The sequence below is a fragment of the Ruegeria sp. YTSA072 genome, from assembly GCF_059610285.1.
The window spans coordinates 588252-609894 of the sequence record NZ_JBXWNI010000001.1; the positions used below are offsets into that span (position 1 = coordinate 588252).

General features: G+C 56.7%; 19 protein-coding genes. 14 read left to right on the plus strand and 5 right to left on the minus strand.

Features of this window, described 5'->3' with window-relative positions:
- Window positions 1-9: 9 nt before the first annotated feature.
- The 3 genes from purL to AC2FIB_RS02870 form a co-directional block, all read right to left on the minus strand.
- The gene (gene purL / locus AC2FIB_RS02860) at window positions 10-2169 is read right to left on the minus strand and encodes a phosphoribosylformylglycinamidine synthase subunit PurL (RefSeq protein ID WP_496733155.1); all 2160 of its coding nucleotides are present in this window, start codon (window positions 2167-2169) and stop codon (window positions 10-12) included.
- Window positions 2170-2358: 189 nt separating this feature from the next.
- Window positions 2359-4605, minus strand: a complete 2247-nt coding sequence (locus AC2FIB_RS02865; RefSeq protein ID WP_496733156.1) for a mechanosensitive ion channel family protein — start codon at window positions 4603-4605, stop codon at window positions 2359-2361.
- Between the two features lie 278 nt (window positions 4606-4883).
- Window positions 4884-5789 (minus strand): LysR family transcriptional regulator, encoded by a 906-nt coding sequence (locus tag AC2FIB_RS02870; protein ID WP_058271530.1) that lies wholly within the window; start codon window positions 5787-5789, stop codon window positions 4884-4886.
- 171 nt (window positions 5790-5960) lie between these two features.
- Between AC2FIB_RS02870 and AC2FIB_RS02875 the strand changes: the two genes are divergently transcribed.
- The 10 genes from AC2FIB_RS02875 (at window position 5961) to AC2FIB_RS02920 (ending at window position 17382) form a co-directional block, all read left to right on the plus strand.
- Window positions 5961-9380 (plus strand): indolepyruvate ferredoxin oxidoreductase family protein, encoded by a 3420-nt coding sequence (locus AC2FIB_RS02875; protein WP_496733157.1) that lies wholly within the window; start codon window positions 5961-5963, stop codon window positions 9378-9380.
- A gap of 80 nt (window positions 9381-9460) precedes the next feature.
- Entirely contained in the window at window positions 9461-10339 is an 879-nt protein-coding gene (locus AC2FIB_RS02880) for a lysophospholipid acyltransferase family protein (protein WP_496733158.1), read from the plus strand.
- 8 nt (window positions 10340-10347) lie between these two features.
- The gene (gene murI, locus AC2FIB_RS02885) at window positions 10348-11157 is read left to right on the plus strand and encodes a glutamate racemase (RefSeq protein ID WP_496733159.1); all 810 of its coding nucleotides are present in this window, start codon (window positions 10348-10350) and stop codon (window positions 11155-11157) included.
- A gap of 94 nt (window positions 11158-11251) precedes the next feature.
- A complete protein-coding gene (argC, locus tag AC2FIB_RS02890; RefSeq protein ID WP_496733160.1) occupies window positions 11252-12280 on the plus strand; it encodes an N-acetyl-gamma-glutamyl-phosphate reductase in 1029 nt (342 codons plus the stop codon).
- Between the two features lie 7 nt (window positions 12281-12287).
- Window positions 12288-12734, plus strand: coding sequence for a cytochrome c maturation protein CcmE (gene ccmE, locus AC2FIB_RS02895; protein WP_108858699.1), 447 nt, complete (start codon window positions 12288-12290; stop codon window positions 12732-12734).
- 124 nt (window positions 12735-12858) lie between these two features.
- A complete protein-coding gene (locus AC2FIB_RS02900) occupies window positions 12859-13470 on the plus strand; it encodes a holin-associated N-acetylmuramidase (RefSeq protein ID WP_496733161.1) in 612 nt (203 codons plus the stop codon).
- Window positions 13461-14039 carry a holin family protein gene (locus AC2FIB_RS02905; RefSeq protein WP_496733162.1) on the plus strand — a complete coding sequence of 193 codons (579 nt, stop codon included), beginning with the start codon at window positions 13461-13463 and terminating at the stop codon, window positions 14037-14039. Before AC2FIB_RS02900 ends, AC2FIB_RS02905 begins: the two co-directional genes overlap by 10 nt.
- A 74-nt stretch (window positions 14040-14113) precedes the next feature.
- Window positions 14114-16078, plus strand: a complete 1965-nt coding sequence (locus tag AC2FIB_RS02910; protein ID WP_496733163.1) for a heme lyase CcmF/NrfE family subunit — start codon at window positions 14114-14116, stop codon at window positions 16076-16078.
- Window positions 16075-16530 (plus strand): cytochrome c-type biogenesis protein, encoded by a 456-nt coding sequence (locus AC2FIB_RS02915; RefSeq protein ID WP_058271538.1) that lies wholly within the window; start codon window positions 16075-16077, stop codon window positions 16528-16530. Before AC2FIB_RS02910 ends, AC2FIB_RS02915 begins: the two co-directional genes overlap by 4 nt.
- Window positions 16531-16605: 75 nt before the next feature.
- Window positions 16606-17382 (plus strand): enoyl-CoA hydratase-related protein, encoded by a 777-nt coding sequence (locus AC2FIB_RS02920; RefSeq protein WP_496733164.1) that lies wholly within the window; start codon window positions 16606-16608, stop codon window positions 17380-17382.
- A gap of 5 nt (window positions 17383-17387) precedes the next feature.
- Here AC2FIB_RS02920 and bmt read toward each other — a convergent pair whose 3' ends face one another.
- Both bmt and AC2FIB_RS02930 read right to left on the minus strand, forming a co-directional pair.
- Complete coding sequence (gene bmt / locus AC2FIB_RS02925; protein WP_496733165.1) at window positions 17388-18404, minus strand: betaine--homocysteine S-methyltransferase; 1017 nt, start codon at window positions 18402-18404, stop codon at window positions 17388-17390.
- 115 nt (window positions 18405-18519) lie between these two features.
- The gene (locus tag AC2FIB_RS02930) at window positions 18520-18837 is read right to left on the minus strand and encodes a DUF1476 domain-containing protein (protein WP_108858693.1); all 318 of its coding nucleotides are present in this window, start codon (window positions 18835-18837) and stop codon (window positions 18520-18522) included.
- 187 nt (window positions 18838-19024) lie between these two features.
- On the opposite strand from AC2FIB_RS02930, the gene purC reads away from it, so the two are divergent.
- From purC to purQ, 4 genes are all read left to right on the plus strand, one after another.
- The gene (purC, locus tag AC2FIB_RS02935) at window positions 19025-19780 is read left to right on the plus strand and encodes a phosphoribosylaminoimidazolesuccinocarboxamide synthase (RefSeq protein WP_108858692.1); all 756 of its coding nucleotides are present in this window, start codon (window positions 19025-19027) and stop codon (window positions 19778-19780) included.
- 138 nt (window positions 19781-19918) lie between these two features.
- The gene (locus tag AC2FIB_RS02940; RefSeq protein ID WP_496733166.1) at window positions 19919-20587 is read left to right on the plus strand and encodes a MarC family protein; all 669 of its coding nucleotides are present in this window, start codon (window positions 19919-19921) and stop codon (window positions 20585-20587) included.
- Between the two features lie 118 nt (window positions 20588-20705).
- A complete protein-coding gene (gene purS / locus AC2FIB_RS02945; protein ID WP_058271544.1) occupies window positions 20706-20936 on the plus strand; it encodes a phosphoribosylformylglycinamidine synthase subunit PurS in 231 nt (76 codons plus the stop codon).
- A 23-nt stretch (window positions 20937-20959) separates the two neighbouring features.
- Window positions 20960-21628 (plus strand): phosphoribosylformylglycinamidine synthase subunit PurQ, encoded by a 669-nt coding sequence (gene purQ, locus AC2FIB_RS02950; protein ID WP_496733167.1) that lies wholly within the window; start codon window positions 20960-20962, stop codon window positions 21626-21628.
- The last annotated feature ends 15 nt before the right edge of the window (window positions 21629-21643 follow it).

Consider the following 21643-nt stretch of genomic DNA (forward strand, 5'->3'; position numbering starts at 1 on the left):
GCTTCGGTGTTAGGCGACAGCCTCAGCAAAGCTGGTGCGGAACGTGGTAGCCAAATCCTCTAACGCGGCCTCAGAGTTGCCAACCCGAATGCTGTCGCCAGTGAACCGTCCTACGGACACCAGAGGGACGCCTGCCTGACCAGCAGCGATCATCAATGCCTCGGCCTGATCAAAGTTGCACGCGACCAGATAACGGGCCTGATCCTCGCCGAACAGGAACTCGGTCGAGGCCTCATCAAGGTGAACGCCGACGCCTGCGGATTCCGCCAGCTCAAAAGCTGCCAGCGCCAGACCACCGTCACCCAGATCGGTGCAGGCCTTGATCATCTCGCGGTTGGCACGGATGAATTCGCCATTGCGTTTTTCGGCATCCAGATCGACATGCGGCGCGTCGCCGTCTTCGCGGTTGAACACTTCGGCCAGCAGGGCAGATTGGCCAAGATGGCCGTTTGTCTCTCCGATGACTAGCGCGACATGGCCCTCGCGAACCTCGTTGCCGATGATCTCGTCCGTGTGGTTCAGCAAACCTACCGCGCCAATGGTCGGGGTCGGCAGGATCGCCTGACCATCGGTTTCGTTGTACAGTGAGACGTTGCCCGACACGATCGGCATATCCAGCGCGGCTACGGCTTCGCCGATACCTTGGATCGCGCCGACGAACTGGCCCATGATCTCGGGCTTTTCGGGGTTGCCGAAGTTCAGGTTATCGGTGGTCGCCAATGGTTTGGCTCCAACGGCGGTCAGGTTGCGGTAGGCCTCGGCCACAGCCTGCTTGCCGCCCTCAACAGGGTTGGCGCGAACATAGCGTGGGGTTACGTCGCTGGTGAAGGCAAGTGCCTTGTCAGTGCCGTGCACGCGGACCATGCCTGCGCCCAGACCTGGGGTTCGGGCGGTGTCGGCCATGACCATGGTGTCGTACTGCTCATAAACCCACTGCTTGCCTGCATAGTTTGGAGAAGCGAGCAAGGCGCGCAGACCGTCGATTGGGTCGATTTGCGGGACTTCAGCCAGTTCTTCGGCTTCTGGCGTGGCTTCCCATGGGCGGTCGTATTCTGGCGCCGTCGAGGACAGCTTGGACAGGACCAGATCGGCTTTGACTTCGCCGTTGTGAAGGATCAGGAAGCGGTCTTCGGCGATGGTTTCGCCGACGATGGCGAAGTCCAGGTCCCATTTTTCGAAGACGGCGCGGGCTTCGGCTTCAAGCTCGGGCTTGAGGACCATCAGCATGCGTTCTTGTGATTCAGACAGCATCATCTCATAGGCTGTCATATCTTCTTCGCGCTGAGGAACGTTTTCCAGATCCAGACGCACACCCAGACCACCCTTGTCGCCCATTTCAACGGCGGAACAGGTCAGACCCGCTGCACCCATATCCTGGATCGAAATCACGGCACCAGTCTGCATCAGCTCAAGCGTGGCTTCCATCAGGCGCTTTTCGGTGAACGGGTCTCCAACCTGAACAGTGGGACGTTTTTCCTCGATGGTGTCGTCGAATTCGGCCGAGGCCATAGTCGCGCCACCAACACCGTCACGACCGGTCTTGGCGCCCAGATAGACGACCGGCATTCCCACACCGGAGGCTGCCGAGTAGAAAATCTTGTCGCTGTCGGCCAATCCGGCGGCAAAGGCGTTTACAAGACAGTTGCCGTTATAGGCTGGGTGGAAACGAACTTCACCGCCAACACATGGTACTCCGAAACAGTTGCCGTAGCCGCCGATGCCTTCGACCACACCATTGACCAGTTGGCGGGTTTTGTGGTGGCCGGGCTCGCCAAAGGATAGCGCGTTCATGGATGCGATAGGGCGCGCGCCCATGGTGAAGACATCACGCAAGATGCCGCCAACACCCGTGGCCGCGCCCTGATAGGGTTCGATGTATGAAGGGTGGTTGTGGCTTTCCATTTTGAAAACTACTGCCTGCCCGTCGCCAATATCGACCACACCTGCGTTTTCGCCCGGTCCGCAGATCACCTGAGGCCCGGAGGTGGGCAAGGTGCGCAGCCATTTCTTGGACGATTTGTAGGAACAATGTTCGTTCCACATGGCCGAAAAGATGCCGAGTTCGGTAAAAGTCGGCTCGCGCCCGATGATTTCGAGGATCATATCGTATTCGTCGGGCTTCAGCCCGTGTGCGGCAATCAGATCCGGGGTGATGGCGGGCTCTTGCATCGTTTGTCCTTGTCCAGGTTGGCCGGGATTGCGGGCCTTTTAGGGCAAGGTGCCGTCTGTGGAAAGGGTCAAGTCAGCGCAGGCCAATTGTGAAAGTAAAAAACGGAACCGGCGATTGGGCCGGTTCCGTCTGTTGTTTTGAAAATGAGGGTGTCAATCAGTGTCCAATCAGCGGCTGAACCGATGCCGCTAGGCCGGGTTTTGCGCCTTGGACGCATCTGCAGCCGCAGCGCCAACGGCTGCCTTTTGCTCCTCGGTCAGATTTTCGGCGTCATCCAGCCCCGGAATAGCGACGCGAACTTCGCGACGGGCAAAGTCGATGCCGTTTTCCTTGAAGGCGGCCTTGACCCGGTTGAAGATCTCTTTGCGCAGGGTGAACTGCTTGCCCGGTTTCGCCATGAATTTACCGCGGATGATCATGCCGACATCGTCAAAGTCGAAAACACCCTGAGATTTGAATGGTTGCAGGAAGCCGTCCTTGTGAACTTCATCCTCCATCATCTCGGCACCGATCTTCTTGAAGATTTTCTTCACTTTGTTCGGATCGGTATCGAAGGGCACGGTGAATTTCAGCTTCATGATGACCCAGTCGCGGCTGAAGTTGGTGATCTTCTGAATCTCACCATAGGGGATGGTGTGAACCAGACCGCGGTGGTGGCGCAATTGCATCGAGCGGATCGAGATCTTTTCGACCGTACCCATGGTACCGCCGATATCGACATATTCACCGACCCGGAACGCATCGTCGATCAGGAAGAAAATCCCGCCGACGATGTCAGAGACCAGTTTCTGCGCACCAAAGCCGATGGCCAGGCCCAGTATACCGGCACCAGCAAGCAACGGCGTGATATCCAGACCCAGCGCGCCAAGCGCGAGTAGGACAAAGATAACCGCAATCGCGACCTGAGCCGTCACACGCAGCAGGGGCAAAACCGTCGCCAGACGTGATCCGCCAGAACCGCCGCCTTCGCCCGCTTCTTGATCGGCACTTTGTTCAACCGCAGTTTGCTCTTTCGCAAGCCGACGGTTGATCCAAAGCGAAACGACCTCGTTCAGGATGTAGCCAACAGCAATGATGATGAAGAACTGGATGACCTTGCTACCGGATTCATCCCCACCACCCGCGATTTCACTGAGGTCGAGATCCCAAGCCCGGGCAATCATCAGGATGACAAGAATGCCGGCCAAGACCCGGCCAATCCGGATATAGCTGCGTTTGGTGGACTTGTATGCGCGCTCGGCCACCGGGCCTTCGCCAAGCATCGGTGGTTGCAGATGGCGAACCAGCCCACGTATCAGTGTATCCAAGGCAGGTGCGAGTAGCAGCCATGCCATGGTGGTGAAATGCGCCCCCTTGACCAGCAGCGCCAAGGACGAAGGATTGCGTTGCGCTACGATAAACTCGACAAGCAGCCAGATTACCGCCGACACGCCGATTGCGAAGTAGGGGTAGTAATGGGCGACTTCCTCATCAAATTTGGAGTGATCAGGGTCGGTACCCAACATCATCTGAGACAGGCCTTCGCGCGCGGTCCAGGCGATGACGCCGATATAGATATGGATCGCTGCGTTCAGCCAGAAACCAATGCGTGTTTCGCCGCCGGTAATGCCGTTCAGTCTGTTGAAGTGGAGCAGGAACAGCGTGAAACCGACCAAAATAAGCAGACCGATCAGGTTGCGGTGTAGGTATTTCGCCCAGTGATCATCGATGTTCACCAGCCGGTAGTGTGGTTTGCTTGGTGCAAGTACGAACCGCGAGGCCGCTGCGCCCAAACGTGGAATCCAAATCAGGTAGAAAACGAAGGGTGCCGCGTAGGTGATTTGTTCCGGAGTCAGAAGCCCACGCCCGACCGCGCGGATTACGACATAGAACACGACCAATCCTGCGATCTCGCGGCAAAAACGGCGAAACAGGTACCTGACGGCGCCCCAAAGGTCATTTTCATCCCCAACTTCAGAATGTTCATGCCACCGCCGAGTAAGGAATTCGAACAGCTTTTCAGCGAGGAAGCCGACGACAAGTACACTGAGGATCAGGCCCAGCAGGGTAAACGCGCCGGTTGTACCAAAGGTTGTCGAAAAGTTTTTGAAAGCGTCGGCTTGCGCACTGAAGATGTTCGGGACCGTGACGATAACCTGAGTCCACGACGCCACCATTTCGGCCCAGATCTCATTGATTTCCGTAATTGGGTCTTCGCGATCTTCCGCTTCGGCGGCGTTTTTTTCCGCAACTGCGTCCAGACGCTCCAGCAAAATCGCGCGGACCTGGTCGTCGGACATACGTGCGACCATGTCATCGACTTGTTCGGGCGTCAGATCCTCGGGAATTGTGACGGTAGTCGGTGCACTAGAGGTACTAGTGACCTGGGCAAGTGCTGGCCCAGATAATAGCGCAATGGAGAAGAACGCCATTAACAGGCGAGTGAGGTGAAACATCGAATCTGTCCTCGACCATAAGTCTTGATGATTTTTTCGTGATCATAGGCTTAAGTGCAGGATTTTCCCAGATGTTTCACCCATTTCAGATATGAATTTAGTGTTGCGGGCAAAAAAAAAGGCCGAGCACTAAGCTCGGCCGTAGTCCAACAGGGAGGTGAAGATGATGAGCGTTACAGCATCACCGCCTTCGATTGCTCATTTAGGGGGCGGTTTGTGTACTATCAAGGTTTTATAGACTGATCGCAGATCATTGCCGCTATGCTACTGGTGCATAGCTACAGTTTTCCCATCTGCTTCAACTGCTTGCGCTGCGCAATGATCTCATCCTGAACAAAGTCGCGGAACGCCGCGACGCGTTTGGAATGGCGCAGTTCCTCGGGGTAGGCGAGATAAACCGGGACATCGGCGGTTTCGATATCCGACAGGATCGACTGCAGATGCGGAAAGTCATGGGTCACGTAATCCGGCAACACACCGATGCCGAGGTTGTGCAAAACACCCTGTAAAACACCGAAATAGTTGTTCACCGTCAACAGCGAGGTCGGATTGTAGGTCATCAGGTGCCGAACCATCATCGCGCTTGCGCCGACCTGCGGGGCCGAGGGTGTCTGGCAGATCAACCTGTGTTTCGAGATGTCTTCGGGACTTTCCGGGCTGCCCCGTTCTTCCAGGTATTCCGGCGTAGCATAAAGCTGCATCTGCACGGTCATCAGGCGTTTTCGCACCAGATCGGCCTGGCTGGGCTCTTTCATGCGGATGGCTACATCAGCCTCGCGCATCGGCAGGTCGAGAACACGCTCCTCCAGCATCAGGTCGATGTTCAGATCGGGGTACTGCTCGTATAGTTTCGGGAGGCGTGGCGCCAGCCACAGTGTACCGAAGCCAAACGTGGTGGTGACGCGCAGAACTCCGAACACTTCTTCTTCGCTGTCGCGAATGCGGGCAGCGGCAGCATCCAGGCGTTTCGACATGGCCGATGTCGCGTCGAACAGCAGCTCACCCTGTTCGGTTAGAATCAGTCCCCGGGCGTGGCGGTGAAAAAGTGTCGAATCAAGCGATTCTTCAAGCGCGCGGATCTGCCGGCTGACCGCGGATTGGGACAGATTCAGCTTGTCCCCCGCATGAGTCAGGCTGCCCGCATCCGCAACCGCGTGAAATATCCTTAACTTGTCCCAATCCATCGCCGCAACTTTCGTTATCCTTCCGAAGCCCTATATGAAATAGGTAACAAGTTCTACATTCAAACTGTTGAAACGTTACAATAACAGACTGGTAGGTCCTATACAGGTCAGCTTTTTTGACCTAAAATGCGTATGAATGAAGCACACTGATCTGACGAGGGGAGGCGTCTGATGAGTCAGCCACAAATATCGCTAAACGACCGGTTCGATCTTGAGAAAAACCCCGTTCTTTTGAACGGCACACAGGCGCTGGTGCGTCTTATGCTGATGCAGAAGGCACGGGACAATGAGGCGGGTCTGAATACCGCGGGTCTTGTGACCGGATACCGCGGCTCGCCCCTTGGGGCTGTAGATCAACAGATGATGCGAGCCCAGAAACATCTGGCTGAAAGCGATGTGACCTTTCAGTTCGGGCTGAACGAAGATCTGGCCGCCACGGCACTATGGGGCAGTCAGCAGGCCGGGTTGCGCGGCGACGGCAAGTTCGACGGCGTTTTTGGTCTTTGGTACGGCAAGGGGCCGGGAGTGGACCGTTCCGGCGACGTGATGCGTCACGCGAACATGGCCGGAAGCGCCAAACATGGCGGCGTTCTGATGGCAATGGGCGATGACCATACCGGCGAAAGCTCGACCGTGTTGCATCAATCCGAGTGGTCGTTGGTCGACATGTATATGCCTGTGGTCAGTCCCGCTGGTGTGCAGGAAATCTTGGACTATGGCATCTACGGGTTCGCACTCAGCCGGTTTGCAGGCGTCTGGGTCGGCCTGAAGACGATGAAAGACACGATCGAGGTTACCTCGGTCGTGGATGGCAGCCCGGATCGCATGAATGTGGTGGTTCCCGAATTCGACATGCCTGAAGGTGGTTTGAACATTCGGTTGGGTGACACACCGCACCTACAGGAAGCACGGGTCATCGACTATAAGCGGTTCGCGGCCGAGACGTTCTCGCGTGCGAACAAGATGGACAAGCGCGTATGGGGCAAGCCGGGTGCGAAAATCGGGTTTGTAGCGGCCGGCAAGAACTGGCTGGACCTGACGCACGCCATGTCACTGCTGAATATCAATGAGGCAGAGGCCGAGCGCCTGGGCATTACGACTTACAAGATTGGTCAGACATTCCCGCTGGATATGGCAGGCTTCCATGACTGGGCCGAGGGTTTGGACCTGATTGTAATCGTTGAAGAAAAGCGAAAGCTGATCGAGGTTCAGGTCAAAGAGGCCATCTTTGACGACCGCCGCGGGCGTCGCGTCTACGGCTGGTACAAGGGCGGGGCCGGTACCTTGCATCGTGAAGAGCTGTTCCCGACACGCGGCGCGCTGGACCCGATCATGATCGCCGAAAAACTGGGCGATATCCTGATCGAGGAAGGGCGTGATACAGACGGGGTGCGCGCCGGGATGGCCAAACTCTCGGAAGCGCGCCGGGCGGATAATGCAGAAGAGATTGCAACGCGTTTGCCGTATTTCTGTTCAGGCTGCCCGCATAACAGTTCGACCAAACTGCCCGACGGCAGCCGGGCCTATGCAGGGATCGGCTGTCACTACATGGTGCAGTGGATGGATCGGGAAACCACCGGGTTCACCCAGATGGGCGGAGAAGGTGCAAACTGGATCGGCGAAGCGCCGTTTTCGACGACCGATCACGTGTTTCAGAACCTTGGCGACGGGACATACAACCACTCGGGCGTTCAATCGATCCGAGCGGCGCTGTCGGCAGGCACCAACATCACCTTTAAAATCCTGTTCAATGATGCCGTCGCCATGACCGGCGGGCAGGATAACGAAGGTGATCTGAGCGCAGAGCGGATCGTGGCCGAGGTCAAGGCCATGGGCGTTCAGCATGTGGCGGTGGTGTACGATGAAAAAGAAGATGTGAACTTCTGGGCGATGCCGTCCGGCGTGGAAACCTTTGAGCGCGCCGAACTGATGAACGTGCAGAAGAAATTCCGCGAGATCGAAGGTGTTTCGGTCATCGTCTACGTTCAGACCTGTGCGGCAGAAAAGCGTCGCCGACGCAAGCGGGGTACGTTCCCGGATCCAGACAAGCGCGTGTTCATCAACTCGGACATTTGCGAAGGATGCGGCGATTGCGGGGTTCAGTCGAACTGCGTCTCGATCGTTCCGAAAGAGACTGAACTTGGGCGTAAGCGCGCCATCGACCAATCCAGCTGCAACAAGGACTTCTCTTGCCTAAAAGGGTTTTGCCCGTCTTTCGTGACATTGGAAGGGGCCAAGATCCGCAAAGAGGCCACGACCGAGATCGATTTGCCGGACTTGCCGATGCCCGTTCTGCCGACGATCAACGGTACACATAACGTGGTCATTACCGGTATTGGCGGGACCGGAGTGGTCACTCTGGGCGCTGTGATGGCGCAAGCGGCTCAGATCGACGGCAAGGGCGCCGGGATGATGGAGATGGCGGGTCTGGCCCAAAAAGGTGGCGCAGTGCACATCCACTGCCGTCTGGCCAACCGACCCGAAGATATCAGCGCCATTCGTGTGGCTACCGGCGAGGCGCATGCGCTGATCGGGGGCGACCTTGTTGTGTCCGCTGGGGCCAAAACCCTGGGTCTGACCCGCACGGGTCAAACCGGTGCCGTGGTTAACAGCCATGAAACCGTGACGGGCGACTTTACCCGCGACACAAACTTTCAGATCCCCGGCGATCGACTAGAGCTTGCGCTGCAGGCACGGCTGAAAGAGGGTCTGTCGCTGTTCGACGCCACCGATCTGGCGCGCGCGGTGATGGGCGACTCAATTTACTCTAACATGATGGTCCTGGGTGCCGCGTGGCAACGTGGTTTGCTACCGATCAGCCATGAAGCGATGTTACAGGCGATCGAGTTGAACGGGACCGCGGTTGAGCGCAACAAACGCGCCTTTGATATCGGCCGTTGGGCCGTTCTGCATCCGCAGGACGTCACCGCGATTTTGAGCCCTCAGGTGACTGAGCTGCCAAAAACTTTAGAACAGCTGATTGATTTCCGTGCGCAGCACCTGACCGACTACCAAGGCGCCCGTCTGGCAAAACGTTATCGTAAGCTTGTCGATAGCTTCGAGGATGAATCTGTCAAAGAGGCCGTCGCAAAAGGGTATCATAAGCTGTTGTCCTACAAGGACGAATACGAAGTTGCGCGTCTGCTGCTGCGTAGTCGCGAACAGGCTGCGGCCGAGTTTGACGGCGACTTCAAAATGACCCTGCACCTTGCGCCACCGATTTTGGGTGGCAAGGACGCAGAAGGCCGGCCACGCAAACGCGCATTCGGAGAGTGGATGTTGGGTCCGTTGAAGTTGCTTTCCAGGTTGAAAGGCCTGCGTGGTACTCCTCTGGACATCTTTGGCTACAGCACCGAGCGACGGATGGAGCGCGCTTTGATCCGGCAATATGAACATGATCTCAAAGAGATAACGCCCTTGGTTACACCACAAACTCACGATGCGGTTGTCGCTTTGGCCAAGCTGCCGCTTGAGATTAAGGGCTTTGGCCCGGTTCTACTTGAAAACGAGGCTAGGGCCGCAAAAAGGCGCGAAGAACTGTTGGCGACCATTCGAAATGGCGGTCCTGAAATGCAAGCCGCCGCTGAATAATCCGTCACAAGCCTGTCACGATAGCTAGGCAAAATTGTTACTTGGCACTATCTAGCAGGTGCCAAGTATCGGAGTTCGAAATGCCCTCGCGCCGCCATGTTGCTCGTGACATCTCTTATGCCTATTCCGCGGAAACCAAAGGCGGGCGTATGGTCATTAAGTTGATGGAGAATACAACGGGTCGCATGCGCCTGATTAAACGTGCGGACGGGTATGAAAAAGAAGTTGCCGACGGGCGTGATTTCTGGTCGGTCATGGTTGAGAGGTACGGGCTTTCGCTGGACGTGGTCGGCGGGTCTTTGTCCAACATTCCCAAAACCGGGCCACTGATCCTGATTGCCAACCATCCATATGGCATTCTGGACGGGATGATGATGGGGCATATCTTGTCCGAAGCGCGCGGCGATTTTCGCATTCTGGCGAACCACGTGTTTCGGAAAGCCGAAGACTTGGACAACATTATCCTGCCGATATCGTTTGATGAAACGAAAGAGGCGATGAAGCAGAATATAGAAACCCGGAAAACCGCACTGAACTATCTTGGTAATGGCGGTGCAATAGGAATTTTTCCGGGTGGAACGGTCAGCACTGGCTTAAAACCGTTCTCTCATCCGATGGATCCGGGCTGGCGCGGGTTTACCGCAAGAATGGTGGCCAAATCTAACGCGACTGTCGTGCCGGTTTTCTTTGACGGACACACCTCGCGCTTTTTCCAGGTTGCCAGCCATCTGCACAACACTTTGCGCATGGGATTGCTGATCAAAGAGTTCAAGAAACGCGTCGATACACCGGTTAAAGTGGTCATCGGAGAGCCGATTTCCCGCGACGTTTTGAACCCGTTGGCCACCGACAAACGCAAGATGATGGATTTCTTGCGCAAAGCCACGTATGAGCTGTCCCCAAAGCCGCTGAAGTCCTATGACTACGGCTATGAATTTGAGGAACGGCATCGCGCCTAAAGGGGCAAATGGCAGTAGGCATCTTTGATTCCGGGTTGGGCGGCTTGACCGTCCTGAACGCCGCGCAGAAACGTCTGCCGGACGTGGATTTTCTGTATTTCGCGGACAGCGCACACGCGCCTTATGGGGTTCGGGACGCTGAAAACATTTACGACCTGACACGCAGGGCGGTGAACGATCTGTGGAATCGGGGCTGTGATCTAGTGATTCTGGCTTGCAATACCGCTAGCGCTGCGGCGTTACGCCGGATGCAAGAAGAGGGGGTGCCCGAAGGCAAGCGCGTGCTTGGCGTGTTTGTTCCGCTGATCGAAGCGCTGACGGAACGGCAGTGGGGCGACAACAGTCCTCCGCGTGAGGTTGCAGTGAAGCACGTGGCCCTGTTTGCAACGCCTGCCACAGTGTCCAGTCGGGCCTTTCAGCGGGAACTGGCATTTCGAGCTATCGGCGTGGATGTAGAAGCGCAGGCCTGTGGAGGCGTCGTAGACGCGATTGAAGACGGCGACATGATCCTGGCAGAAGCGCTGGTTCGGTCCCATGTGGACGCGCTAAGGCGCAAAATGCCGGAACCGCAAGCCGCGATTCTAGGCTGTACCCACTATCCGTTGATGGCTGAGACCTTCCAAAAGGCACTGGGGTCGGACGTTCAGGTGTACAGTCAGGGTGATTTGGTTGCCGAAAGCCTTGCGGACTACCTGCAACGGCACCCGAAAATGCAAGGAAACGGCGAGGGTGGATTTTTAACCACCGGCAAGCCCGCGTTTGTCAGCGACAGGGCGACGCAATTCCTCCGACGACAAATCACCTTCGAGGCTGCCTGACTTAGGTCAAGGACGCAGCCTGTTTGATCCCGTAGTTCAACGACCGTCACACCGGCGATCGTATCCTGTGACACACTGAAACAAGAGGTCTCACATGACCCATAGAATCGCAATTTTGGGCGCATCTGGTTATACCGGCGCTGAACTGGTGCGGCTGATCGCTGAGCACCCGAATATGGACATCGTCGCGCTGGCAGCCGAGCGTAAGGCTGGTCAGTCGATGGCGCAGGTCTTTCCGCATCTGCGGCACATGGACTTGCCGGATCTGTGCAAAATCTCCGAGATCGACTTTTCGCAAGTCGACCTGTGTTTTTGCGCGCTGCCGCATAAAACCAGCCAAGAGGTCATTCGGGACTTGCCCAAGTCCCTGAAGATCGTCGATCTGTCTGCGGATTTCAGGCTGCGCGACCCAGAAGAGTACGAGAAGTGGTACGGAAACCCGCATGTGGCAATGGAGCAGCAGGAAGAGGCGGTCTATGGCCTGACCGAGTTCTATCGGGATAAGATCCGCAATGCGCGCCTTGTGGCCGGAACCGGCTGCAATGCGGCGACTGGTCAGTACGTGCTGCGCCCGCTGATTTCGGCCGGCGTCATAGATCTGGACGATATTGTGTTGGATCTGAAATGCGCTGTGTCCGGGGCAGGGCGGTCGCTGAAGGAAAACCTGCTGCATGCAGAGCTTAGCGAAGGTTATAACGCCTATGCGGTTGGCGGCACGCATCGACATCTGGGTGAGTTTGATCAGGAATTCTCGGCTCTGGCCGGGCGGACCGTTCATGTGCAATTCACACCACACCTGATCCCGGCCAACCGGGGTATTCTGGCAACGACTTATGTCAAGGGTGATCCGAGCAGCGTATATGAGGCGCTGGCAAAGGCTTACGTAGACGAACCCTTTATCCAGATGCTGCCCTTTGGCGAGGCACCCTCGACCCACCATGTGCGGGGATCGAACTTCTGCCATATCGGTGTGGTGGCAGATCGGATCGAACGCCGGGCCATTGTGATTGGCGCGTTGGATAACCTGACAAAAGGTAGCAGTGGGCAAGCCTTGCAGAACGCTAACCTGATGTTAGGTGAGAATGAAACCCGGGGCCTGATGATGGCCCCCTTGTTCCCGTGAGGACGGTATGAAAACGCTCAAGAAACGTCGTCGAATTCAGGTTATTGTGCTGGCAGCTGTCGCTTTGGCGCTGTCGACGGCGTTGATTGGGTATGCCATGCGGGACGGCATCAATTTCTTCCGTTCACCCAGCCAGGTGATCGCCGAGCCCCCCAAGCCGACCGAAGTGTTTCGGATTGGCGGGCTGGTCGAAGAAGGCTCGATCGTGCGGGGGCAGGGCAAGACGGTACGCTTCGTCGTGACCGATGGCGGCGATAGTGTTCCCGTAGCCTTTACCGGCGTTCTGCCGGACCTGTTCACAGAAAATCAGGGAATGATCGGCACCGGATCTTACGTAAACGGCGTTTTCGAAGCCACTGAAATTCTTGCCAAACACGATGAAACCTACATGCCGAAAGAGGTCGTAGATGCCTTGAAGGAACAGGGTGTCTATAAGGAGGTCGACGGAGGCTGATCCAGGACCAAATTCAAATTTGAAAACAAGGGCGTTGCGTGCACATGACACTCAGCGCCCTGTTTAATTGCCACGTGTTAACGAATTTGACCGAGCCTTTGCGCAATCACAGGCGGAGGGAGCGATGCAGACGGTTCGGCAAATTGCGACTGAGATCGTGGGGCGAGAGGGCGGCTTCGTAGATGACCCGGATGATACGGGCGGCGCAACAAACTATGGTGTGACCGTTCATACCATGCGGCGTCTGGGTCTGGATTTGTCCGGTGATGGAGTGGTGGACCGAACGGATGTGCGAAGGCTCAGCAAAGCACAAGCCATCGACATTTTCGTCCGGCATTATTTTGAGCTTCCGCTCCTGAGACTGTTGCCCCAGGTGGTCCAACCCTCGGTTTTTGACATGTACGTCAATGCCGGTGCGCAGGCAGTCCGGATTCTGCAGCGATTGTTGTGCGAAATGGGATTCGACGTAGTCGTTGACGGTGTGGTCGGGCCACAGACAGCTCGGGCATGCCAAAGCGCGGCCAAGCCCGACCCGGTAACGTTCGCAGATGCCTATGGGGTCGCGCGCCGCAACTATTACTTCCGTCTCGCGGATCGAAGGCCCGCGTCCCGTAAATACGCGCGTAGCAGGGCGGGCGGTAAAGGAGGCTGGATCCGACGGGCGGAAGAGTTTGTTTCGCCGCCCTACCACCTAACGGATGCAGAGTTTCAAAAGAGGGTTTCACGATGGGATTGATCTCGGGCATTTTGGTTTTTTTGTTTGGAAACGAGCGCAACATCATACGAGAAACTGCCGAGGTTTTTCGGGAAAATGCAGAAAACGGCGCCGAGAGGGGTTTGCAAGTCCGACAGCAGGCCGTCAGTCAGTTCGGGGAAGAATTCCGTGGCGCTGGAAAAGCTCCGTTTGATCGGTTTATCGACGGTCTTAACCGCCTGCCCAGGCCCGCGATGGCACTGGGAACGCTTGGCCTTTTTGTTGCAGCAATGGTCGATCCGATCTGGTTTTCGGCACGTATGCAGGGGATCGCCCTGGTGCCCGAGCCGTTGTGGTGGTTGCTGGGGGTGATTGTGTCCTTTTATTTCGGCGCGCGGCATCAGGCCAAGGTGCAAGAATTGCAACGCGAAATTTCCGCCACAATGATGCGCACTCCGCAGGTACTTGGGAACATAAAGGCGCTGGCGGCGATGCGTAGCGACAGCGTGGGTGTGGCCAATGCCGACCCGGACGCGGCACTGACAGCAGACACAATAAAATCCGACGAAAACCCAGCGTTAGAGACATGGCGGCGTAAAAGGACCGGCTGACCCGCGACACTATGTTCGCGGCAAGAGGGCGAAAGTGATTGGTGCTTGTCACGCAACAGGATTATATCCGGGGCATGATTACAGAACTTGGCCATTTCGCCCTGATCCTCGCCTTCCTCGTCGCAATCGTGCAGTCGATCGTTCCCTTGATCGGCGCAGCCAAACGCTGGGTCGGCTGGATGGGGGTCGCGGAACCCGCCGCAATCGTCCAGTTCTTGCTGGTTTCTTTCTCGTTCGGAGCCTTGGTCTGGGCGTTCGTGACTTCGGACTTTTCCCTGCGTGTGGTCGTCGAGAACAGCCATTCGGCCAAGCCGATGCTGTACAAGATCAGCGGAACATGGGGAAATCACGAGGGCTCGATGCTGTTGTGGGTTCTTATCGTGTCATTGTTCGGAGCGATGGCTGCGTTTTTCGGAGGTGGCCTGCCGCCAACGTTGAAGGCGCGCGTTCTTTCGGTTCAATCGATGATTGCGGTGGCGTTTTTTGCGTTCATCCTGTTTACCTCGAACCCCTTTGATCGGCTGATCGTCGCCCCGTTTGACGGTCGCGACCTGAACCCGTTGTTGCAGGATCCCGGTTTGGCCTTCCATCCGCCGTTCCTTTATCTGGGTTATGTGGGGCTTAGCATGGCATTCAGTTTTGCTGTGGCGGCCCTGATTGAAGGGCGCGTTGATGCCGCATGGGGCCGCTGGGTGCGTCCTTGGACCCTGGCCGCGTGGATATTCTTGACCATTGGCATCGCTCTGGGATCATGGTGGGCCTATTACGAACTGGGTTGGGGCGGTTTCTGGTTTTGGGACCCGGTGGAAAACGCCTCGTTCATGCCATGGCTTTTGGCCGCTGCTCTGTTGCATTCCGCCATCGTGGTTGAAAAACGCGAAGCGTTGAAAAGCTGGACCATCCTGTTGGCCATCATCGCATTTGGCTTTTCGCTGATCGGGACATTCATCGTGCGGTCGGGCTTGCTGACATCTGTGCATGCCTTTGCAAATGACCCGGAACGCGGCGTCTTTATCCTGATCATTCTGGTGCTCTTCATCGGTGGGGCACTGACCCTGTTCGCGGCCCGCGCGCAAGCGATGGAGGCAAAGGGTGTGTTCAGCGTGGTCAGCCGAGAAAGCGCGCTGATTCTAAACAACATTCTGCTGGCCGTCAGCTGTTTCGTGGTGTTTTTCGGAACGATGTGGCCGATGGTGGCGGAGATGGCGTTTGACCGTAAGCTCTCGGTCGGGGCGCCATTCTTCAATGCGGCCTTTACTCCCTTTATGGTCGCCTTGGGTATCGCATTGCCAATAGGGTCCATGTTGCCATGGAAGCGGGGCAAATTGGGAAAGACGGCCTATTCCCTGCGCTATGTGTTCATCTTGTCGGTCGCATTGGCCCTGTTGGTTTGGGTTATGCAGACCGGACGCAGCGCCCTTGGGCCAATCGGTCTGTTTCTGGGGGCCTGGATCACCTTAGGTGCGGCCGTTGACTTGTGGAGCCGTACCGGTCGCAAGGGCAGCATCCAACGTCTGTTCCGCTTGCCGGGCGCGGACTGGGGTAAAGCGGTGGCTCATACCGGGCTTGGCGTGACTATCTTTGCCATTGCCGGTCTGACCGCGTGGGAAGTTGAAGATATCCGCGTTGCGCAGCCCGGTCAGCCGTTTGACGTAGGGCAGTTCACACTGACGCTTGGAAACGTCCGCGAAGTTAAGGGACCGAACTATTTCTCAACCACTGCGGATGTTCAGGTTGAAAAGAACGGGCGGTCTATGGGCACGCTGCATCCCGAGAAACGCAATTACCCCGTTGCCCGGATGCCTACCACCGAGGCGGCGATCGACTACCGCTTTTGGGGCGACCTCTATGTCGTGATAGGGGACCAGCAGGCCGATGGTGGTTGGGTCATGCGGACTTACATCAAACCTCTGGCCAACTGGATCTGGGGCGGATGTATCCTGATGGCATTGGGCGGGCTTCTTAGCCTGACGGACCGCAGGTTCCGGGTGGCAGCGGGTGCGCGCAAAGCACCCTCGGGCGGAGTACCGGCGGAATGAAGCGTCTGATCCTGATTTTCGCCCTGATCGCATCGCCCTTGTTTGCGGTGCAGCCAGACGAGGTACTGGAGGACCCGGTCCTGGAGCAACGCGCGCGTGACCTGAGCACCGGCCTGCGCTGCCTTGTCTGCCGCAACGAAAGCATCGACGAAAGCAATGCCGAACTTGCCCGCGATCTACGTTTGTTGCTGCGCGAACGGCTGGTCGCGGGCGATACCGATGAGGAAGCGGTCGATTTTATCGTGGATCGTTACGGTGAATACGTTCTGTTAAAGCCTACGGTTACGGGGGCGAACCTGATGCTATGGCTGGCCGGTCCGATCATGCTGTTGATCGCCGCCGTGATAGGCTGGAGTTTTTTACGCAACCGATCTCAGGCGGTGGGCACTGAAGTCAAGGACGGCCTCAGCGAAGCTGAGAAAGAACGCCTGCGCCAAATTCTTGACGACTGACCCACCGTATTTCTTTCCCTTCGTCTTGAATTGAGTCAGGGTTCCCTAATGCCGTGAGCATGGGGAGAGGACTACATGGATTATGAGGCTATACTGCTGGAAATCACTGACAATCTGGCAGTGGTAACCCTGAACCGACCAGACAAGATGAACGCGCTGACCGCACAGATGCGGGCCGAGGTCACCCATGCGATGACACATGCGGCCCGGCATGCGCGGGCAATCGTGCTGACAGGGGCAGGGGGCGCCTTCTGCTCAGGTCAGGACCTGGGCGATTCTTCCAGCACTGGCCGGATTGATCTGGAACGCACACTGCGCGACGAATACGATCCCATGCTGGAATCCATCTACAACTGTCCGGTCCCAACCATCGCAGCCGTAAACGGACCAGCTGCCGGGGCCGGGGCGAACATTGCGCTCAGCGCCGATGTGGTGATTGCGACTGAAAGCGCGTATTTCCTGCAGGCGTTTTCCCGTATCGGCTTGATGCCGGATGCGGGCGGCACGTGGTTCCTGCCACGCCAGATGGGGTTCGCCAAGGCCATGGGCGCTGCGCTGTTTGCCGACAAGGTCAGTGCCAGACAGGCGGACGAATGGGGAATGATCTGGGAAGCGGTGGCTGACGAAGATTTCGACGCGCATTGGCGCAAGCGAGCTGCCTATCTGGCAAACGGACCGACCACCGCGTTTGGCGCGATCAAACAGGCAATCCGCGGAACTTACGCCAACACTCTGCCGCAGCAACTGGAGATGGAGGCGCATTTGCAGGGCGACTGTGGCCGTTCGCGCGATTTTGCCGAAGGGGTCGTGGCCTTCATGGAAAAGCGCCCCCCGAAATTCGAGGGGCGCTAAAAGATTTAAGCGCGACGCCGACGGCGATTGCGCCGTTCGGGCACTGCCGCATCGTCTCCGGTTCCGTCCGAGGCTGATGAGAACGGGCCCAAAGCGTCCGTGATCTGATCCAGCGTCGGGCGCGTGCCGCGGCTGGTTGTATCCAGTGCCTCGCGCATTTTGCGCAGGTGATCTGGCATGGTGCCACAGCATCCACCGATGATCGTGGCACCCGCATCCCGTGCCATCGCGGCGTACTGCCCCATCAATTCAGGCGTGCCGTCATAGTGGATATGGCCATCGACATATTTCGGGATACCCGCGTTGCCTTTGGAAATCACCGGACGTTCTGTTCCCTGCGCCGCAAATCCAAGCACAGTTCGCAGGATGTCTGACGCACCGGTGCCGCAGTTGGCCCCAAATGCGATTGGCGGATTGGGCAGGGTCTCGACCAATTGGGCCAGATCGGCCGAGGTCACACCCATCATGGTACGTCCGGCAGTGTCAAAGCTCATGGTGCCGCACCAGGGCATGTCGGCCAGCGCAAAAGCTTCTGCCGCCGCTCTGAATTCTTCGGGTGCGCTGATGGTTTCGACCCATAGAACGTCTGCGCCACCTTCTTTCAGCGCTTCGGCTTGCTCGTGAAACATCTCAACGGCGCCGGCATGGGACAGGCTGCCAATAGGTTCCATGATCTCACCGGTCGGACCAACCGAACCTGCAACAACAATGGTGCGCCCGGATTTGTCCGCCACTTCACGGCCCAGTTCGGCACCGATCCGGTTCAACTCACCAACCCGGTTCTGGGCGTCGTGCAGTTTCAGGCGCGCGGATGTGCCGCCGAAGGTGTTGGTCAGAAACAAGTCGCTGCCGGCGTCAACCGAACCTTGGTACAAAGCGCGGATTTTATCTGGTGCTTCGATATTCCACAGCTCGGGCGCGTCACCTGATTGCAGGCCCATATTGAACAAGTTCGTGCCCGTGGCACCATCGGCCAGCAAAGCATCATTTGTTTCAAGAAGTTTATTGAGCGCATTTGTCATGGGGTATTCCCAAATAGCCGAATTGGGCCGTTAAAAATAGAGATGCCCCGTGTCTCATGACCGGGGCATCAAATCAAATTCATAAAACTCATGAAGATCATGAGCCGAGTGTTTTTTATTCGGTTTCGCTCAGGACCTGTGCTTTGGCTTCAGGCAAAAGCTCGGCCATTTTTGCGCGGATTTCCTCGTCGGACGACAGCGCGCCCAAATCACCGGAAACCTTGCGCACAACATCTTCGTGCCCGGCTTCTTCGAAATCGGCGATTACTACGGTTTTAGCATAGGCTTCGGCGTCCTCGCCGGACTTGCCCATCTTTTCTGCGGCCCAGAGGCCCAACAATCTGTTGCAGCGCGCCTGTGCTTTGAACTGCATTTCTTCGTCATGAGCGAATTTGGCTTCAAAAGCGTTTTCGCGTTCGTCAAAAGTGGTCATTGTTTGCGGACCTCATAGCTTACATCTTCTTAATTGATGATATGACTATAGCTGAGCGCCTGTGCAAGGGAATTGCGCTGCGTCAAAGCCTCTCGGTCCGCTGAACTTGCGGGAAAGGGGGGCTTGGACTATGAGGGCGCCAACGCGAAGGGACTCATTCCCTCGCCCCGGACTGGAAAGGTCGCTCATGGCGCGTCGCAAAAAGATCTACGAAGGTAAGGCCAAAATTCTGTATGAAGGCCCAGAGCCTGGCACCATTGTGCAGTATTTCAAGGATGATGCCACCGCGTTCAATGCGGAAAAGAAAGATGTCATCGACGGTAAAGGCGTGCTGAACAACCGTCTGAGCGAGTTCTTCATGAACGGCCTCAACCAGATTGGTGTTCCGACCCACTTCATCCGTCGCCTGAACATGCGTGAGCAATTGGTGCGCAATTGCGAGATTGTTCCGCTTGAAATTATCGTTCGCAACTATGCCGCGGGAACAATGTCGAAACGTTTGGGCATTGCCGAAGGTACACAACTGCCGCGCCCGATTGTCGAATATTGCTATAAAGACGACGCGTTGGGCGATCCGCTGGTTACCGAGGAACACATCGCTGCCTTTGGTTGGGCCAGCCAACAGGACATGGACGATATCCTGAGCCTCGCGCTGCGCGTCAATGACTTTATGAGCGGCATGATGCTGGCTGTCGGCATTCGTCTGGTCGATTTCAAGATCGAGATTGGCCGCGTTTATGACGGCGATTTCCAGCGTTTGATCGTGGCCGATGAAATCAGCCCCGACAGTTGCCGTCTGTGGGATATCGAAACCGGTCAAAAACTGGACAAAGACGTATTCCGCCGCGATCTGGGCAGTCTGACGGACGCCTATTCCGAAGTCGCACGCCGGCTGGGCGTTTTGCCGAAAAGTAACGTCGCTAAGCCTACGCTGATCAACTGATCACACAGGCGAACCGCATATTGTTAAAAGCACCGCTTTACCCAAAGCGGTGCTTTTTTCTTTGTATCTGGCGGTTTGACAGGGTTACCGGTTGTCCGGCATTGTCGGGCCAATTCGAAAGCGAGGGTGGCGCTATACATGGCCGAATTGTTTGATCAGGCAGTTTTTCTAAAATTCCTTGCAGCCCTTCTGGCTATTTTCAACCCGCTCTACGGAATCCCGATTTTTCTTAGCATGACAAAAGGATATTCGGCCCCCGAACGTCGGCGGGTAGCGTTTATCGTGACAGGGACGGTGATTATAGTCGGTCTGATAGCGGTTGTGATCGGAGAAGAGATCCTGGCTGTGTTCGGGATCGACATACCTTCGTTCCGTATTGCCGGGGGGCTAATCATCTTCGGAATTGGTATGTCGATGCTGAACGCGTCGGACAGGCCGCAAGGGGATCAGCAAGCTGTAGAGGATGGGCATAGGAAAAAAGAAAACATCGCCGTTGTACCGCTTGCTATTCCGTTGACTATCGGGCCTGGCACTATTGCGATAACAATCGTTTACTCTCATACGCTTAGCGATGGTGCCGAAGTAGTAACCCTTGGAACGGCAATCGTGATTGCCTGTTTGATCGTTGGCCTTGGCTTGTTGTTCGCCGATCCGATCTCGCGCCTATTGGGTATGACGATGATTAATGTCATCACCCGGGTCATGGCTCTCATACTTGTGGCGGTCGCAATCGAGATGGTTTTGACGGGCACGTTCAATGCAATCGACGCGCACTATCCCGGCCTGAATTCCCGAGGTGGCGGGTAGTGGGTGTAAGTGCGGTCATCTGCCCACTTTAAGAAGGGTTGTCGAACGCCTTCTGGCACGTTATCCCCCGCGCAACGGAACGGGCCGACAACATCGGCCCTCAGCTGGAGTTGCGAGAATGAAAGCACGTGTGCATGTGATGCTCAAAAACGGGGTCCTCGACCCGCAGGGTGAGGCGGTGCGTCACGCATTGGGTGCCATGGGCTTTGATCAGGTCGAAGGTGTGCGGCAGGGCAAGGTGATCGACCTTGAGTTGGCCGAAGGCGCGACCGAGGCGGACATCACCGAGATGTGTGAAAAGCTGTTGGCCAACACGGTCATCGAACGCTACGAAGTCGAACTGGTCTGAACCTTATCCCCGGAGGCCCCGCCATGCGCGCAGCTGTCATTGTATTCCCAGGGTCCAATTGTGATCGGGATCTTGCCGTCGCTTTCGAACAGGCAGGTTTTGAGGTCGATATGGTCTGGCACAAAGACGCCGCGCTGCCCGAAGGTGTGGATATCGTCGGTGTTCCCGGTGGCTTTTCCTACGGCGACTACCTGCGCTGCGGTGCCATCGCCGCACAGTCGCCGATCTGCAAGGCCGTGGTCGATCATACCAAACGTGGCGGTTATGCCATTGGTGTCTGCAATGGGTTTCAGATCCTGACAGAAACCGGCATCCTGCCGGGTGCTTTGCTGCGAAATGCCGGTCTGAAATACATCTGCCGCACGGTTGGCCTGAAGGTGGAAACCAGCGACAGCGCGTTCACCGAAGGTTACAATGCGGGCGATGTGATCGGTATTCCGATCGCGCACCATGATGGAAACTATTTTGCCGATGACGCCACACTGGCCAAACTGCAGGATCAGGATCGGGTCGCGTTCACCTATACCGAGAATCCGAACGGCTCGGTCGGGGATATTGCCGGTATCCTGTCTGAAAACCGTCGGGTGCTGGGAATGATGCCACACCCTGAACGTGCGGCAGACGACGGCCATGGCGGAACGGACGGAACGGCATTGTTCCGCGCATTGTCTGGCGTTCTTGCTCCGGCGTGACTTGAGGTTACGATC

Coding starts and splice junctions, on each gene's coding strand:
- AC2FIB_RS02905 (WP_496733162.1), top strand. CDS start 13,461: ATGGGATTGATCTCGGGCATTTTGGTTTTTTTGTTTGGAAACGAGCGC.
- murI (WP_496733159.1), top strand. CDS start 10,348: ATGGCAGTAGGCATCTTTGATTCCGGGTTGGGCGGCTTGACCGTCCTG.
- AC2FIB_RS02865 (WP_496733156.1), bottom strand. CDS start 4,605: ATGTTTCACCTCACTCGCCTGTTAATGGCGTTCTTCTCCATTGCGCTA.
- AC2FIB_RS02880 (WP_496733158.1), top strand. CDS start 9,461: ATGCCCTCGCGCCGCCATGTTGCTCGTGACATCTCTTATGCCTATTCC.
- purS (WP_058271544.1), top strand. CDS start 20,706: ATGAAAGCACGTGTGCATGTGATGCTCAAAAACGGGGTCCTCGACCCG.
- ccmE (WP_108858699.1), top strand. CDS start 12,288: ATGAAAACGCTCAAGAAACGTCGTCGAATTCAGGTTATTGTGCTGGCA.
- purQ (WP_496733167.1), top strand. CDS start 20,960: ATGCGCGCAGCTGTCATTGTATTCCCAGGGTCCAATTGTGATCGGGAT.
- AC2FIB_RS02940 (WP_496733166.1), top strand. CDS start 19,919: ATGGCCGAATTGTTTGATCAGGCAGTTTTTCTAAAATTCCTTGCAGCC.
- bmt (WP_496733165.1), bottom strand. CDS start 18,404: ATGACAAATGCGCTCAATAAACTTCTTGAAACAAATGATGCTTTGCTG.
- purL (WP_496733155.1), bottom strand. CDS start 2,169: ATGCAAGAGCCCGCCATCACCCCGGATCTGATTGCCGCACACGGGCTG.
- purC (WP_108858692.1), top strand. CDS start 19,025: ATGGCGCGTCGCAAAAAGATCTACGAAGGTAAGGCCAAAATTCTGTAT.
- AC2FIB_RS02910 (WP_496733163.1), top strand. CDS start 14,114: ATGATTACAGAACTTGGCCATTTCGCCCTGATCCTCGCCTTCCTCGTC.
- argC (WP_496733160.1), top strand. CDS start 11,252: ATGACCCATAGAATCGCAATTTTGGGCGCATCTGGTTATACCGGCGCT.
- AC2FIB_RS02870 (WP_058271530.1), bottom strand. CDS start 5,789: ATGGATTGGGACAAGTTAAGGATATTTCACGCGGTTGCGGATGCGGGC.
- AC2FIB_RS02900 (WP_496733161.1), top strand. CDS start 12,859: ATGCAGACGGTTCGGCAAATTGCGACTGAGATCGTGGGGCGAGAGGGC.
- AC2FIB_RS02915 (WP_058271538.1), top strand. CDS start 16,075: ATGAAGCGTCTGATCCTGATTTTCGCCCTGATCGCATCGCCCTTGTTT.
- AC2FIB_RS02875 (WP_496733157.1), top strand. CDS start 5,961: ATGAGTCAGCCACAAATATCGCTAAACGACCGGTTCGATCTTGAGAAA.
- AC2FIB_RS02930 (WP_108858693.1), bottom strand. CDS start 18,837: ATGACCACTTTTGACGAACGCGAAAACGCTTTTGAAGCCAAATTCGCT.
- AC2FIB_RS02920 (WP_496733164.1), top strand. CDS start 16,606: ATGGATTATGAGGCTATACTGCTGGAAATCACTGACAATCTGGCAGTG.